Source organism: Glutamicibacter sp. 2E12 (genome assembly GCF_050030965.1).
Taxonomy (GTDB): Bacteria; Actinomycetota; Actinomycetes; order Actinomycetales; family Micrococcaceae; genus Glutamicibacter.
Genome location: NZ_CP188297.1, coordinates 684,099 through 699,664, shown reverse-complemented (window position 1 = coordinate 699,664; position 15,566 = coordinate 684,099). Strand labels below are relative to the sequence as shown.

At 60.6% G+C, this 15,566-nt stretch carries 12 protein-coding genes; 5 read left to right on the top strand and 7 right to left on the bottom strand.

Annotated features, from left to right (window positions below):
* The first annotated feature begins 230 nt into the window (after positions 1-230).
* Both ACP3TE_RS03220 and sufU read left to right on the top strand, forming a co-directional pair.
* Positions 231-1,523, top strand: a complete 1,293-nt coding sequence (locus tag ACP3TE_RS03220) for a SufS family cysteine desulfurase (RefSeq protein WP_105657292.1) — start codon at positions 231-233, stop codon at positions 1,521-1,523.
* Positions 1,524-1,976, top strand: coding sequence for a Fe-S cluster assembly sulfur transfer protein SufU (sufU, locus tag ACP3TE_RS03215; RefSeq protein ID WP_426735269.1), 453 nt, complete (start codon positions 1,524-1,526; stop codon positions 1,974-1,976).
* A gap of 80 nt (positions 1,977-2,056) precedes the next feature.
* On the opposite strand, the gene nhaA is transcribed toward sufU, so the two are convergent.
* Positions 2,057-3,406, bottom strand: a complete 1,350-nt coding sequence (nhaA, locus tag ACP3TE_RS03210; protein ID WP_426735267.1) for a Na+/H+ antiporter NhaA — start codon at positions 3,404-3,406, stop codon at positions 2,057-2,059.
* 169 nt (positions 3,407-3,575) lie between these two features.
* Positions 3,576-4,070, bottom strand: a complete 495-nt coding sequence (locus ACP3TE_RS03205; protein ID WP_105657107.1) for a DUF2505 domain-containing protein — start codon at positions 4,068-4,070, stop codon at positions 3,576-3,578.
* Positions 4,071-4,310: 240 nt separating this feature from the next.
* Here ACP3TE_RS03205 and mfd point away from each other — a divergent pair, with 240 nt between their 5' ends.
* Positions 4,311-7,925 carry a transcription-repair coupling factor gene (gene mfd, locus ACP3TE_RS03200; protein ID WP_105657108.1) on the top strand — a complete coding sequence of 1,205 codons (3,615 nt, stop codon included), beginning with the start codon at positions 4,311-4,313 and terminating at the stop codon, positions 7,923-7,925.
* 60 nt (positions 7,926-7,985) lie between these two features.
* Here mfd and ACP3TE_RS03195 read toward each other — a convergent pair whose 3' ends face one another.
* The 5 genes from ACP3TE_RS03195 to ACP3TE_RS03175 all read right to left on the bottom strand — a co-directional run bounded on the left by ACP3TE_RS03195 (position 7,986) and on the right by ACP3TE_RS03175 (position 12,187).
* Positions 7,986-8,480: a tetratricopeptide repeat protein gene (locus tag ACP3TE_RS03195; RefSeq protein WP_105657109.1), complete on the bottom strand. Its 495-nt coding sequence runs from the start codon at positions 8,478-8,480 to the stop codon at positions 7,986-7,988.
* Between the two features lie 84 nt (positions 8,481-8,564).
* Positions 8,565-8,822, bottom strand: coding sequence for a hypothetical protein (locus ACP3TE_RS03190; RefSeq protein WP_105657110.1), 258 nt, complete (start codon positions 8,820-8,822; stop codon positions 8,565-8,567).
* Positions 8,823-8,857: 35 nt separating this feature from the next.
* A complete protein-coding gene (gene deoC, locus ACP3TE_RS03185; RefSeq protein WP_402696468.1) occupies positions 8,858-9,544 on the bottom strand; it encodes a deoxyribose-phosphate aldolase in 687 nt (228 codons plus the stop codon).
* A gap of 59 nt (positions 9,545-9,603) precedes the next feature.
* Entirely contained in the window at positions 9,604-11,334 is a 1,731-nt protein-coding gene (locus ACP3TE_RS03180; RefSeq protein WP_426735265.1) for a phospho-sugar mutase, read from the bottom strand.
* A gap of 52 nt (positions 11,335-11,386) precedes the next feature.
* Entirely contained in the window at positions 11,387-12,187 is an 801-nt protein-coding gene (locus ACP3TE_RS03175; protein ID WP_133833244.1) for a purine-nucleoside phosphorylase, read from the bottom strand.
* 126 nt (positions 12,188-12,313) lie between these two features.
* On the opposite strand from ACP3TE_RS03175, the gene ACP3TE_RS03170 reads away from it, so the two are divergent.
* Both ACP3TE_RS03170 and ACP3TE_RS03165 read left to right on the top strand, forming a co-directional pair.
* The gene (locus ACP3TE_RS03170) at positions 12,314-13,723 is read left to right on the top strand and encodes an NAD(P)H-quinone dehydrogenase (protein ID WP_181148819.1); all 1,410 of its coding nucleotides are present in this window, start codon (positions 12,314-12,316) and stop codon (positions 13,721-13,723) included.
* Positions 13,724-14,058: 335 nt separating this feature from the next.
* On the top strand, positions 14,059-15,447 hold the full coding sequence (locus ACP3TE_RS03165) for an MFS transporter (RefSeq protein WP_105657113.1): 1,389 nt from the start codon (positions 14,059-14,061) through the stop codon (positions 15,445-15,447).
* Positions 15,448-15,566: the final 119 nt, after the last annotated feature.

Here is a 15,566-nt window from a genome sequence, read left to right as displayed (position 1 = left end):
GCCAAGCGGGGACCGCTGGGGACTTGAACGGTCCGCAGAGGTCCTCGACTTCATTAAATTAGGAAAGCTATGGACCGAGGCGTTCCTTACTAAGGCCTAACTTAGATGTGCTTCGAGGCCCGGAGTGGAATAATTACCCAATGTACCCCTTGCCTAATAGGCCTGTGACGATTCTTTGCCACGGCCTGTCCGGCATCCATGACAATTATTCGGAGGACCACGTGCACACGATGACCGGTCAGCCAGAAGCCCTTGAGGCGTTGACAGCTGGAGAAGTTGAGCGCATCAAGGCCGACTTTGAAATTCTGGAGCACCAAGTCAACGGCGTTGACGTTGTGTACCTGGACTCCGGCGCCACCAGCCAGAAGCCGCGTTGCGTCTATGAAGCCGAGCAGCACTACTACGAGAACGCCAACGCAGCAGTACACCGCGGTGCGCATTCCTTGGCAGTTGAAGCTACCGAGATCTATGAGGAAGCACGCGAGAAGGTCGCCAAGTTCATCGGTGCACGCACCAACGAACTGGTGTGGACTGCCAATGCCACCGAAGCGCTGAACCTGATCAGCTACTCGATGTCCAATGCCTCCTTGGGGCGCGGGGGAGAGGCCGCGGCCCGATTCCGCTTGGGCCCGGGCGATGAAATCCTCACCACCGAACTTGAACACCACGCGAACCTGATCCCGTGGCAGGAACTGGCTTTCCGCACCGGTGCTACGCTGCGCTATGTGCCCGTCACCGAAGACGGTGCACTGCGCTACGAATTGCTTGATGAGCTGGTTACCGAGAAAACCAAGCTCGTTGCCTTCACCCACGTTTCGAATGTGCTGGGCACCATCACCGATACCCAGAAGTTCGTTGACGCTGCCCGCAAGGTCGGCGCCCTGACCGTGCTGGACGGATGCCAGTCCGTGCCTCACCTGCCGGTCGACGTGAAAGCCCTGGACGTTGACTTCATGGCCTTCTCCGGCCACAAGATGCTCGGCCCAACCGGAATCGGCGCACTCTACGGGCGTGAAGAACTGCTCAACGCAATGCCACCGTTCCTCACGGGTGGATCGATGATCACCGTGGTGGACATGGAGCACGCAGAGTACATGCCATCGCCGCAGCGTTTCGAGGCCGGTACCCAGCGCATCGCCCAGACCCACGGCTTGGCTACCGCAGTCAGCTACCTGGATGAAATCGGCATGGGCCGTATCGCGGCCTGGGAAGAGCACCTCGGAGCGATGCTCTATGAGGGCATCTCGAAAATCGAAGGCGTGCGCGTTTTCGGTCCGGCCGACGCGCAGCGTATCGGTACTGTCCCGTTTGAAGTGATCGGGGTGCACCCGCATGATGTCGGCCAGTACCTCGACTCGCGCGGCATTGCGGTACGCGTGGGCCACCACTGTGCGCAGCCGCTGCACCGCGCCCTGGGCGTGAATTCCACGACCCGCGCCAGCACCTATCTGTACAACACGGAAGAAGACATCAAGGCCCTGCTTGAGGCCTTGAGCTCCGTGCGCGAATACTTTGGAGTTTAAATGAACGAATTGGATCAGCTATACCAACAGGTCATCTTGGACCACTCGAAGCGCCGTATCGGTTCGCCGCTGGTCGAGACCACCGAAGGATTGCTGCACGGCGAGTCCCACCAGCACAACCCGATCTGCGGCGACCAGATCCGTGTCCGCGTAGAGCTCGATGGCCAGGAGCATTTCACTTCGATGAGCTGGGAAGGCGATGGCTGCTCCATCTCCATGGCCTCTGCTTCGGTGCTGGCCGAGATGCTGCCTGAACTGACCAAGGAAGAATTTCTTGGAAAGCGGGACTATTTCCGCGAGATGATGCGCTCCAAGGGAAACTTCCAGCCGGATGAAGAGGTGCTGGAAGACGCCGCTGCCTTCGTCGGCGTCTCCAAGTTCCCCGCACGCGTCAAGTGCGCAATGCTCGCTTGGGTAGCCGCTGAGGTCGCCATGCACGAGGCCCGCAAATAGTAGCAAAACCAAATAGCTCGGGCGCCGGCTTCCACATGTGGAAGCCGGCGCCCGAGCTATTTCTTCAGGATTCCAGAAGGCTACTTTCCTTCGTCGTCCTGCTGGTACACATCAGGGATGCCATCCTTATCGGCATCGCGGGTCTCGCGCTCGTGGATGACCTTGTATCGGCGGTTACGGGGAATCAGCCACAGGGCACCGAGGATCGCGGCAACGAATGAACCAGCCAGGATTGCTACCTTGGCATGCTCATAGTGCGCCGACTCCAACCCGAAGGACAATTCGGAGACCAGCAGGGATACGGTGAAACCGATACCTGCCAGCAACGTGACACCCAGCAGGTCGCCCCAGCGGGCATCCTTGTCCAGCGAGGCCTTGGTGAACCGGGTCAGCACCCAGGTCGAGCCCATAATGCCGATCGGCTTGCCGAGCACCAGACCCAGCACGATGCCCCAGAACACCGGATCGGTGAGCAGGCCGCCGCTGCCATTGTCAGGGGAAATCACGGTCACGCCGGCGGCGAAGAAGGCGAAGATGGGAATGCATATGCCGGAGGACAGCGGGCGGAAACGGTGCTCGAATCGTTCAGCCAGGCCGATGCCGTCACGGCCATCGGTGCGCTTGACCGGGACACAGAAGCCCAAGACCACACCGGCGATGGTGGCGTGGATGCCGGAGCCGAAGACGAAGATCCAGGTAATGACACCCAGCGGCAGCAGGATTGCCCACGCGGCCCACGCACGCTTGGCGAAGAACTTGCCAAGGAAACGGGCAAGGACCGTGAAGAGAATGATGGGGATCAGCGACAGGCCCAGGTAGGACAGCTTCAGGTCATCGGTGAATACGACGGCGATAATGACAATAGCGATCAGGTCATCGACTACAGCCAGAGTCAGCAGGAAGATGCGCAGCGCTGCGGGAAGCGCCGAACCAATCACCGCGAGCACAGCCACGGCGAACGCAATGTCTGTTGCGGTTGGAATGGCCCAGCCACGCAACAACTCACCGCCACCGGACATGGAAGCGATAGCGACAAAGATCAATGCCGGCACCAGCACGCCGCCAAAAGCGGCCGCTACCGGTACGGCTGCCGTTTTCGCATTGCGCAGATCGCCAATGACGAATTCTTTTTTCAGCTCCAAGCCGGTCAGGAAGAAGAACACCGCCAGCAGAGCATCGGCAGCCCAGTGGCCGATGGACAGATTCAGATCCACACCGAAAAGGGTCGGTCCGAAGTGGAAATCACGCAGAGCGAAGTAGGACTCGCGCAACGGGGTGTTAGCCCAAACCAACGCCAGCAAAGCGCCGGCGATGAGAACCATGCCACCGACGGTCTCCTTGCGCAGGATATCGCCGATACGGACCGATTCTTTATAACTGGGGCGCGAAAACAGGTTCTTGCTGGAACCCGAAGACGGAGTTTGGGTCATGCTTTTAACTCGCTTACTTCGTTAAATGAATATTTCTCGCCGACCAGACTTCCCGGCACACCTGTCACCAACCCTAGCGCGAACAGTGCTTCAGAGCACAAATCCCCGGACGCTTTGCGAGAAATCGCACGTCCCGGACTGAATGTGAAACGTAACTATTCGGAGTGGCTTATTTCGAAAGCCAGGCATTGACCTGAGCAGCCTGCAAATTCAGTGCCTTGCCCAGGTAAGGCTCCGCAGCCGAAGCCAACTTGCCGCCGATGAATGGAATCGACGAGGAAACCTTGGCGTCGATGGAGAATTCGGAAGTTTCGCCCTGGGCCTTGAGCTGTTCGGTGCCGCTGACGGTCACCGGAACACCGGCAACGGAGATCTTTACCGTAGCCGAGCGGTTGCCGGCAGCATCTGGTGCTGTCCACTGGTCTACCTGGGTGATCTCGATGGTCGCGCCAACGAACTTGCGGGCGATATCCGGAACGCGATCGGTGGGGACCGAACGAACGGTGGTCACGGTGAAGGCGCCTGCGGTATCGCCGTTCACGGAGAAATCGGTCAAGGAACCGTTGGCGACCTTGGTCAGGTGCTCGGCAAAGCCACGATCGCTAAGCGTAGCGATGACCTGGTCTGCAGGGTGGGCGATCTGAGTGCTTGCGTTCAATGCCATGAAAGCTAATCCCAATCTGGAAATCTAAGTGGCCGGGCAACGAAATCGCAGGCCCGGCAACGGACAGTATTAACACTATCTGCAAAGCCGCATTGGGTAGGCTAGGACTGCACCCAAAACAGCATATTGACGTTTCCGGCCGTGGAAAAACATTTACGGTCGGCGTTCGTGGTGTCGTTTCGACGTAATACAGTATGAATGCACCCGGCCAAGCGTCTGCATGAGAGGACCCGAACCCCCATGAGCCTAAGCGGACTTCATGATTTCCTGCGCGAGGAACCTTCCTTCAGGCGTATTGGGCAACGCGCAGCTCATGACTACCCGACGCGCAGCGAAGAGCTGGAAATCGCGGCCCCGCAGGGCATGCGACCGATCCTCTCGGCGCATATCAGCCAGGCGCTGCGTGAAAGCAAGCATTCGGGGGTGACGCTCATCGTCACCGCGACCGGCCGTGAAGCCGAAGAAGTCTCCAGCTCACTGGGTGCCTACCTCCCGGCAGGCCAGATCGCCGAGTTCCCTTCTTGGGAAACCTTGCCCCATGAGCGCTTGTCGCCGCGAAGCGATACCGTGGGACGCCGCCTGGAAGTGCTGCGCCGCCTGCACGACCGGGATGAGAGCCTAAACATCATCATTGCTCCAATTCGTGCCGTGCTGCAGCCGTTGGTCGCCGGCCTTGGCGAATTGCGCCCGGTCATCCTGGAACTGGATGCCGAGCCGGGCTTCGATAAAGTCATCAAGGACTTGGCTGCTGCGGCTTATGCCCGAGTGGACATGGTGACGCACCGCGGCGAGTTTGCGGTGCGTGGTGGCATCATCGATGTTTTCCCGCCGACATTGGACCATCCGGTCCGCATTGATTTCTTCGGGGACCAGATCGACTCGATGCGATTCTTCGCCATCGCAGATCAGCGGTCCACTGATGATCCCGGTCCCACCCGGATCATTGCCACGCCCTGCCGTGAAATGCTCATCACCCCGCAGGTGATGAGCCGGGCAGCGAATCTGAAGAACCATTTCCCGGCGGCCCAGGAAATGCTCACCAAGATTGCCGGCGGCATCGCTGTTGAAGGCATGGAATCCTTGGCTCCGCTGCTGGTGGACAAGATGGTTCCGCTGCTGTCCTTGTTGCCGGAATCGTCCATTGCGCTGGTGATGGAGCCAGAGCGCGTGCGCGCCCGCGCGCATGACCTGAACGCCACCAATGCCGAATTCCTGGCTGCCGCGTGGGCTTCGGCTTCGGATGGAGCCAGCGCTCCGTTGGATCTGACCACCGCGGATTCCGAGCGAAAGCTGGCTACCGGCGATTTTGCCTCGCTGGCAGAAACAGTAGAACACGCACAAGCCGCCAAGGTTTCCTGGTGGGCTATTACCTCCCTGGGTGCCGATGACGAGCTGGATTTGGGCGCGGCCACCATCCGTGTCCCGGCCCGTGAACCGCACGGCTACCAGGGCGACATCGAGGCGATGATGGAATTCATCGCCGGACGCGTCAAGGACCAATGGCGTTTCGTCGTGGCTACCGAGGGTCCCGGCCCGGCAGCCCGCCTCTCGGAGCTTTTCGCCGAGTTCAAGATCCCGGCACACAGGGTGGATGACCTGTCCGCGGAACCCACCGCTGGACTGATCGAGATCACCCAGGCCACCGCCGGCCGCGGGTTTGTCTTCGAGGAACTGAAGCTGGGACTGCTCACCGAAGCAGACTTGCTGGGCCGCTCCAGCGCGTACCCGAACCGCAAGGGCCGCAAGCTGACGGTCAAGCGCAAGCGCAATGCCGTTGATCCGCTGAGCCTGCAGGCCGGGGACTACATCGTCCACGAACAGCACGGCATCGGCAAGTTCGTCGAGCTGGTGGCCCGCAAGGTCAATGGCTCGGGCAAGGATGCCAAGCGCGAGTACCTGGTGGCGGAGTACGCCTCTTCCAAGCGCGGAGCCCCGGGGGACCGTCTGTTCGTCCCGATGGACCAGCTGCATATGGTCACCCGGTATGTCGGCGGCGAAGCGCCGACCTTGTCCAAAATGGGCGGTTCGGACTGGGCCAGCACCAAGTCCAAGGCGCGCAAGGCCGTCAAGGAAATTGCTGGCGACCTGATTAAGCTCTACTCGGCACGCATGGCCAGCCGTGGCCACGCCTTCGCATCAGACACCCCGTGGCAGAACGAGCTGGAGGAAGCCTTCGCGTTCATCGAGACTCCGGATCAGCTCACCGCCATCAACGAGGTGAAATCCGATATGGAGAAGGAAATCCCGATGGACCGGTTGATTTCCGGTGACGTGGGCTTTGGCAAAACCGAAATCGCGGTTCGCGCCGCCTTCAAGGCCGTCCAGGACTCCAAGCAGGTTGCCGTGCTGGTTCCTACCACCCTGCTGGCTTCCCAGCACCACCAGACCTTCACCGAACGCTATTCGGGCTTCCCGGTCCGCGTGAAGACCCTCTCGCGTTTCCAGAGCGCCAAGGAATCCAAGGAAATCCTGGCCGGCCTCAAGGACGGCAGCGTGGATATTGTCATCGGCACCCACCGCCTGCTCTCCAAGAACGTGGAGTTCAAGAACCTGGGCCTGGTCATCATTGACGAGGAACAGCGCTTCGGAGTGGAGCACAAGGAAGAGCTCAAGAAGATGCGCACCAACGTGGATGTGCTGGCGATGAGCGCCACCCCGATCCCGCGTACCTTGGAGATGTCGCTGACCGGCATCCGCGAAACCTCCACCTTGGCGACCCCGCCCGAAGAACGCCATCCGGTGCTGACCTACGTGGGTCCACGCAGCGACAAGCAGATTTCCGCGGCCATCAAGCGTGAGCTGATGCGTGATGGCCAGGTGTTCTTCGTGCACAACCGGGTCAGCTCCATTGAGCGGGTGGCGGCCGAATTGCGCGAGCTGGCCCCCGAAGCGCGCGTGGAGGTAGCCCATGGCAAGATGAGCGAATCCCGGCTGGAGCGGATCATCCAGGACTTCTGGGAGAAGAAATTCGACGTGCTGGTCTCCACCACCATCATCGAAACCGGCCTGGATATTTCCAATGCGAACACGCTGATTGTGGACCGCGCGAACAACTACGGCCTGTCCCAGCTGCACCAGCTGCGCGGGCGCGTTGGGCGCGGCCGTGAGCGTGCCTACGCCTACTTCCTGTGGGATGTAGAGAAACCGCTGGGGGAGGTCGCCCTGGAGCGCCTGAAAGCCGTTGCCGCGCACAACGAGCTTGGCTCCGGCTACCAGCTGGCCATGAAGGACCTGGAACTGCGTGGAGCCGGTAATCTGCTGGGTGGCGAGCAGTCCGGGCATATCGCCGGTGTGGGCTTCGACTTGTACCTGCGCCTGGTAGGCGAGGCCGTGGCCGATTACAAGGGCGAAGGCGAGGAAGAAGCCGCCGAGATGAAGATTGACCTGCCGGTCAATGCCCACCTGCCACACGACTATGTACCTGGTGAACGACTGCGTTTGGAAGCCTATCGCAACATTGCCCAGGCCGAGACCGACGAGGCGCTGGGTGAAGTCCGCGATGAGCTGGTGGATCGCTATGGCAAGCTTCCAACTCCGGTGGAGAACCTCATGCGCGTGGCGGCCCTGCGTATTCGCGCGCGTGCTGCGGGGCTGCATGATATCCAGCAGGTCGGCAACCACATCAAGCTGGCTCCGGCCAGAATTGAAGACCTGCCAGCTTCGCGCCAGGTGCGCTTGGAACGCCTGTACCCGGGGGCTGCGAACAAGCCGGCGCTGAATTCGATCTTCATCCCGAAGCCCAAGACCTCGCCCATTGGCGGACGGGACTTGGCCGACGGGGAGATCCTGGAGTGGGCGGAGAAGCTGCTCTACGCTATTTTCGAGCCAACACCCGCACCGGCAGCAAAGGACTGATTCGGTTGAACTCGCGGGCCAGTAGCATGCCTTTTCCGGCAGGCTGCTGGCCGGCGTTTGCTACCGCTGGCCCGAGGCAGCAGGCGAGGCCAGTTCTCCGGCGTAGCCCTTGATCGCCCGGGCGTAGAGCGAGGCATGGCGCGCTAATGCGCTGACCGCCAGCTGGACCGCTTCGGTGGATTGCCCGGCATCGTGCAGGGCCAGAACCAGGAAGGCCTGGGCGTCGGTAAAGATCGGTGAATCGGCAGTGATCTGCTGCAACAGTTCGATGGACTGGGTGTGCTGCCCGAGATTGCGCAGCGTGCTGGCTAGCTGGAGCAGCGCTTCATCGTGCCTTGGCGCTTCCAGCCCAGCTTCCAGTGCCGCCCGGTAGGGGCCGACCGCTTGTTCTTCTTCCCCTAGGTAGTCGTGCAGGGACGCGACCTCGAAGAGCACCCGCGGATCCTGCGGATCCTTGCCCTGCACCAGGAGTGCCAGTTCGGTGCGCAACTGTTCAGAGCGTTTGCCATTGGCTGAGTTCCAGAATTCTTCGATGCGCTGATCCCATGATTCCATGGGGCCAGTCTAAGCGAGGCAAGGCAGCTTAAACGCAAGAGAGGGAAACCCGGACACGGGTTTCCCTCTCTTGAAAAGTTCTAATTAATTCTGGTGGGCGTTAGCTGCCGCAACCAGATCCTCAGCCTTTTCCGCGCGACCCATCAGGTGCATCGGGATAGCGAAAGCCAGGAACATCAGAGCGAAGCTGACCAGGGTCGGCCACCAAGCAACCTCAAGGGTCCAGTAGCCCAAGGTGTAGACGCCAGCCGAGAACATCACGAAGAAGATCACGAGGTTGACGATATTGCCGACAAGGCGGCCTTCACCGGAATGGGCAGTGTTCTTGCCGTTCGAGTACACTTTTTCTCCTTGGGAAAACGGATTGGTGCGATTTCCTAGTAGCTGGAACCGCTTTGCTCTCCCTCTAGGATAGCAACTCCTGAGCTAGAACCTAGCCGGGTCGCACCGGCCGCAATCATGGCGCGCGCGGTTTCAACACTGCGAACGCCGCCCGAGGCCTTGACACCCATTTCCGGGCCGACGGTCTTGCGCATCAGCTCGACGTCTTCGACGGTCGCGCCGCCGGTGGAGAAACCGGTGGAAGTCTTGACGAAATCAGCGCCAGCGGCCTTTGCGGCCTCGCAGGCCAGGACCTTGGCTTCCTCGGTGAGCAAGCAGGTTTCGATGATGACCTTCAAGATGGCTCCACCTTCATGCGCGGCCTGCGCAATGGCGAAGATCTCGTTGACCAAGGCATCCCGATCGCCACGCAGGGCGGCGGCAACGTCGATCACCATGTCGATTTCGTTGGCACCGTCTGCAACTGCGTGCTTGGTTTCGAATACCTTGGTATCGGTGGCCGAGGCACCCAGCGGGAAACCGATGACCGAACAGGTCAGTACGTCCGAGCCTTCCAGCTCGCGCGAAACGGTGGAAACCCACAACGGGTTGACGCAGACCGACTTGAAGCCGTACTTCTTGGCTTCCTCGCAGATCTGCACAACTTGTTCGCGGGAAGCATTCTGAGCCAACAGGGTGTGATCGATGTAGCTTGCGATCTCGCGGGCGCTTAGTTCAGTCATCATTTCCTCTAACAATAAAGATTTCAATCATTTCAAATGAAGGTCTCGAAGGGGTAAGCCTAGTTGGCATTCAGGTAAGCTGCCAATTCATCCTTGATTGCCAAGACCTGCGCGGTAGCGCGTTTGCGGGCTTCAGGGACCTCGGCCAGATCATCGACCGGCTCAATAGTTTCCAAGTAGCACTTGAGTTTCGGTTCCGTTCCCGAGGGCCGAACGATCACGCGTGCACCGGAAAATGTATGCAAGACCATGGCGTTGGTCGCAGGGAGCTTCTCGGTGCCCATCGACAGGTCGGTCACCTCGGAAACCTCGGAGCCGCCCAGCGAGGCCGGCGCGTTCTTGCGGATCTTTTCCATGAGCACCGGGATCTGCGCCAAGTCGGTGAAGCGCAGGGAGAGCTGGTCGGTGACGTGCACGCCGTGCTTGGCGGCCAGTTCATCCAGGCGGTCCGGGATGGAGCTGCCAGAGGCCTTCAACTGCGCAGCCAGATCGGCCAGGACGATCCCGGCAGAAATCCCGTCTTTGTCGCGCACCAGTTCCGGGGCTACGCAATAGCCCAGGGCTTCTTCGTAGCCGTAGCCCAGGTCCTCAACGCGTGAGATCCACTTGAATCCGGTCAAGGTTTCTTCGTGCTCGCGTCCGGCGTCCTTGGCGATGGCTGCCAGCATGCGCGAAGACACGATGGAATTGGCCAATTTCTTGCCCTCTGGCAAGGTCTTGGAGACCTGGTCTCCGAGCAGCCAACCTACCTCGTCGCCGCGCAGCATCCGCCAGCTGCCGCCGTCGAGGATGGCAGCCGCGCAACGGTCGGCATCGGGGTCATTGGCAATGACCAGATCAGCGCCGACCGTGCGGGCCAGTTCCAGCGACAGGTCGATGGCCCCTGGCTCCTCGGGGTTAGGGAACTTCACGGTAGGGAAAAGCGGATCGGGGTGTTCCTGCTCAACGACCATGTGCACGTCGTCGAAACCAGCGTTCAGCAGGGCTTGGCGCATGGTGTGGCCACCCACGCCGTGCATTGCCGAAACCACAATTCGCAGATTCTTGCGTACCAGGCCCTGCGGCTGGTTAGCTTCGATGATCGGGTGGATGGAAGCGAGATAGGCTGCCTCGATATCGCCTTCTTCGCCTGGGGCCGGGAGCACTTCCCAACCGGACTGTGCCAGCGGGATCTGCGCCACTGGCTGGTCATGGTCAATCAAGGAAGCGATCTGCGCATCGATCGGGGAGACGATCTGGGCCCCGCGGCCCGACGCATCGGTGATCCTGCCGCCAACGTATACCTTGTAGCCGTTGTCCCGTGGGGGGTTGTGGCTGGCCGTGACCATGACACCGGCTTCCGCGCTGAATTCACGAACGGCCCAAGCCAGCACCGGGGTCGGCAAGGCCGAGGGCATCAGCAGCACCTCAAAACCGGCAGCGGCGAAGACGGCGGCTGAATCCTTGGCGAAGGCATCCGAGTTGAAACGGGCATCGAATCCGATGACGACCTTCGGGACATATCCGCCGTTGGCCTTTTCGCCCAGGAAACGGGCGATGCCCGCAGCGGTGCGCAGGACCACCACACGGTTCATGCGCATCGGGCCGGCGCCCAATTCGGCACGCAGGCCTGCGGTGCCGAATTCCAGGACGCCGCTGAAGCGGTCGGCGATGTCCTCGAAGGCCAGCGCGTCGCCGTCGGTGACGCGCTGGATCAGTAATTGCAGTTCTTCCTGCGTTTGCGGATCGGGATCCTGGGCTGCCCATTGGCCCGCCGCATCAAGCAACTGGATTTTCTGCGTGTGATTCACTGATTTCCCTTCGAAGGACACTGACTGCTTCTTTGCGCCGATAATGCGAGGCTTAGAGCTTCGCGATGATCTGTGCCAGCAACTTGGAGATGCGCGGACCGGCGGCCTGGCCGGCCTCGATGACTTCCTCGTGGCTCAGCGGCACCGGGCTGATGCCGGCGGCCAGGTTGGTCACCAGGGAAATACCGAAGATCTCCATGCCTGCATGGCGGGCGGCTATTGCTTCCAATGCGGTGGACATGCCGACCAAATCAGCACCGATCACCTTGGCGTACTGGACTTCGGCCGGGGTTTCGTAGTGCGGTCCGGTGAACTGCGCGTACACGCCCTGATCCAGGGTCGGATCAACTGCGAGGGCAATCTCGCGCAGGCGCGAGGAGTACAGGTCGGTCAGGTCAACGAAGGTCGCGCCCTCCAAAGGGGAGGCGGCAGTCAAGTTGATGTGGTCCGAGATCATTACCGGGGTGCCTGGGGTCCAGTCCGGATTCAGGCCGCCGCAACCGTTGGTGAGCACCAGCTGCTCGCAGCCGGCAGCTGCCGCGGTGCGGATGGGGTGGACGACAGCGCGCACGCCGCGCCCCTCGTAGTAATGGGTGCGGGCACCCAGAACCAGGACCCGCTTTCCAGTGGACGTCAGGATCGAGGAGATGCTGCCCTTGTGCCCGGGTACGGCCGGGGCATGGAAGCCTGGAATGGAGGCGGCATCCAGGGTGTGGGTGGTTTCGCCGATGAGTTCGGCGGCCTGGCCCCAACCGGAGCCCAGGACCACCGCGATGTCGTGTTTTTCGACGCCGGTCTGTTCGGCGATTGCCTGGGCAGCTTGTGCCGCCAGGACCTGTGGGTCATTTTGCATATCAGTCACGGGAAATACGCTACCGGTAGCGGGGCGCTTTGTCAGGTGAAACTAGTGCTTCAGATTCAAAATCACGTTCCGGGATCGTGCTTCGATGTGCGCAATCACCGTGCATGGTGAACAATAGTGAATGTGAGCGCAGATCGTAGGAATGAAGCAACCCGTTTAGTTATTCTCGGCGGAGGACCTGGCGGCTACGAAGCTGCCATGGGTGCAGCCCAGCTGGGCGCCAATGTCACCGTCGTGGAGCGTGCAGGCATGGGCGGTTCAGCGGTGCTGACCGACGTCGTGCCCTCCAAGACCCTGATCGCTACGGCGGACGCAGTGCGCCGGGTGAAGCACGCAGAGACCTTTGGAGTCCACGTTGACGGCCTCGACTCGGCCGTCACCGACTTCTCGGTGGTGAACCACCGCCTGCTGGATCTTGCCAAGGAGCAGTCCTCGGATATCCGCACCACCCTCGAACGCGCTGGCGTGCGCATCGTGATCGGCGAGGGCCGCTTGCTGGACGACCACACGGTTGCCGTATCGCACCCGGATGGTTCCGAGCAGGAAATCGAAGCGGACGCCATGCTGATTGCCGTGGGAGCCCACCCGCGCGAACTGCCTACCGCCAAGCCTGATGGCGAGCGAATCTTCAACTGGACCCAGATCTACAACATGAACGAGGTGCCTGAACACCTGATCGTTGTAGGCTCCGGCGTTACCGGTGCAGAATTCGCTTCGGCGTACAACTTGCTCGGTGCCAAGGTCACGCTGGTTTCCTCGCGCGACCGCGTGCTGCCCGGCGAGGATGCAGACGCAGCTGGCGTGCTGGAAGATGCTTTCAAGGACAACGGCGTTAACGTTGTTTCCCAGGCTCGCGCCGAGGGCGTGGAGCGCCAGGGCGACAGGGTGCTGGTCACCTTGGCGGACGGTCGCGTGCTCGAAGGCAGCCACTGCCTGGTTGCAGTGGGCGGCATCCCCAATACCGCCAACATGGGTCTGGAAGAAGCCGGTGTGCAGCTGACCGACTCGGGCCACATCAAGGTCGATGGCGTTTCGCGCACTACCGCAACCAACATCTACGCTACCGGCGACTGCACGGGCGTCTTCGCCCTGGCTTCGGTAGCAGCCATGCAGGGCCGCATTGCCGTGGCCCACCTGCTCGGCGACTCGGTAAAGCCATTGAACCTGGATCTAGTGGCATCCAACGTCTTCACCTCCCCGGAAATCGCTACCGTGGGTGTGACCCAGCGTGCGGTTGCCGAGGGCAAGTACCAGGCCAACATCATCAAGGTTGACCTGAACACCAACGCTCGCGCCAAGATGATGAACGTGGACCAGGGCTTCGTGAAGATCGTTTCCCGCAAGGGCTCGGGCACTGTTATCGGCGGTGTTGTGGTTGCTCCGCGTGCCAGTGAATTGATCTTCTCGCTGGCACTGGCGGTCCAGAACAGCCTTCATGTTGATGACGTGGCTGAAACCTTCACCGTTTACCCGTCGTTGTCCGGTTCGCTGGCCGAAGCGGCACGTCGCCTGCACCGTCATCGGTAGGTTCTGAAGAACTTTTCCAGGGCGGCATTTCCCTTGCATTCAGGGAGATGCCGTCCTTTTGCCATTAATGCCGTAATACAAGCTCTTGTGACGCCATTCACTTTGGCTACCGACTCTGATATAAGTGTAAAAACCGTTTTCTCAGGTCACGTCTCAATATGTGGAAGCGCATATTCCTGCTAGTAGGCCCGTGAATTGCCGTTTGCTGTTCAGTTTCATTTCATCTGGTGTCCAAATGCTGGACATCAATATCCGAATACTGGTCACCGAGGTTTACGATTATGGCAACGTAAATGAACATCTGACTCGTACTTTCACTCTAAGGAGCAGCCTCCATGTCGCAGGCTAACCAAGCAGTGGCGCCGAAGGAAAACACCCGCGGTCGCGTGCTGTTTGCCAGCATGATTGGCACCACTGTCGAATTCTTCGACTTCTACGCCTACGCCACCGCGTCGGTTCTCGTTTTCCCGGCGTTGTTCTTCCCTAACGCCTCCACCATCAACGCGATCCTTTCATCGTTCGCGATCTTCGGCGTGGCTTTCGTGGCTCGTCCACTGGGTTCGATCATCTTCGGCCACTACGGCGACAAGCTCGGCCGCAAGGGCACCCTGGTGGCGTCACTGCTGCTGATGGGCATTGCCACCTTCCTGATCGGCTTCCTGCCGCCGGCCGCGGGCAACTGGACCGTTTTGGCTCCGACCGCACTGGTGCTGCTGCGCTTCGCACAGGGCCTGGCGCTGGGCGGCGAATGGTCCGGCGCTGCGCTGCTGGCCACCGAGAATGCGCCGAAGAACAAGCGCGCCATCTACGGCACGTTCCCCCAGCTGGGCGCACCCATCGGCTTCATCATCGCGAACCTGATGTTCGTGGCCCTGCAGACCTTCTGCACTGCAGAGCAGTTCATGGCATGGGGCTGGCGCGTTCCGTTCTACTTCTCGGCAGTCATGGTGATCATCGGCCTGTGGGTACGCCTGAAGCTGGTTGAATCCGCGTCCTTCAAGAAGGTCCTGGACCAGAAGAAGGTAGTGAAGTCGCCGTTTGCGGTGACCATGAAGAAGCACTGGCGCCCAACCCTGGCCGGTACCTTCATCATGCTGGCAACCTATGTGCTGTTCTACCTGATGACCTCCTTCACCCTGACCTACGGCACCCAGCCAGCTACCGTCGAGCAGGCGACTGCTGCCGCTGAAGCCAAGGGCAAAACCTTTGACGCCGCAGGCTTCGTTCCGGGCTTGGGCATTGAACGCCCGACCTTCTTGACCATGCTGATCATCGGTGTCGTCTTCTTCGGCATCTTCACCGTGGTTTCGGGCCCGTTGGCTGAGAAGTTCGGCCGCCGCAAGTTCCTGATCTGGGTTACCGCGGGCATCTTCGTCTTCGGACTGTCGTGGACCCTGTTCTTCGGTCCAGGCCAGGGCGCTGCCATGGCCGGGCTGATCATCGGGTTCACCCTGATGGGTCTGACTTTCGGCCCAATGGCTGCGTATCTGCCTGAGTTGTTCCCGTCCAATGTCCGCTACACCGGCTCGGCTGTTGCCTACAACATGTCCTCGGTGATCGGTGCGGCTCCTGCTTCCTTCGTGGCTGTAGCCCTGTGGAAGGCCGGTGCGGGCAACACCACCGGCGTTGGCCTGTACTTGGCACTTGGCGCGGTACTGACCTTGGTCGCGCTGTTCATGACGCGCGATACCTCTGACATGGACATGGAAGAGTGGGTCGAGTAGTTCGACAGTCTTGCCGAGGGAACGGCTCGGCGAATCATCAAGCCATGATGATTCGCCGGGCCGTTTCCCGTTTCCGTGCAGCCTGGATGAATACGAGCTGAAAAGGGCCATCACCCCCT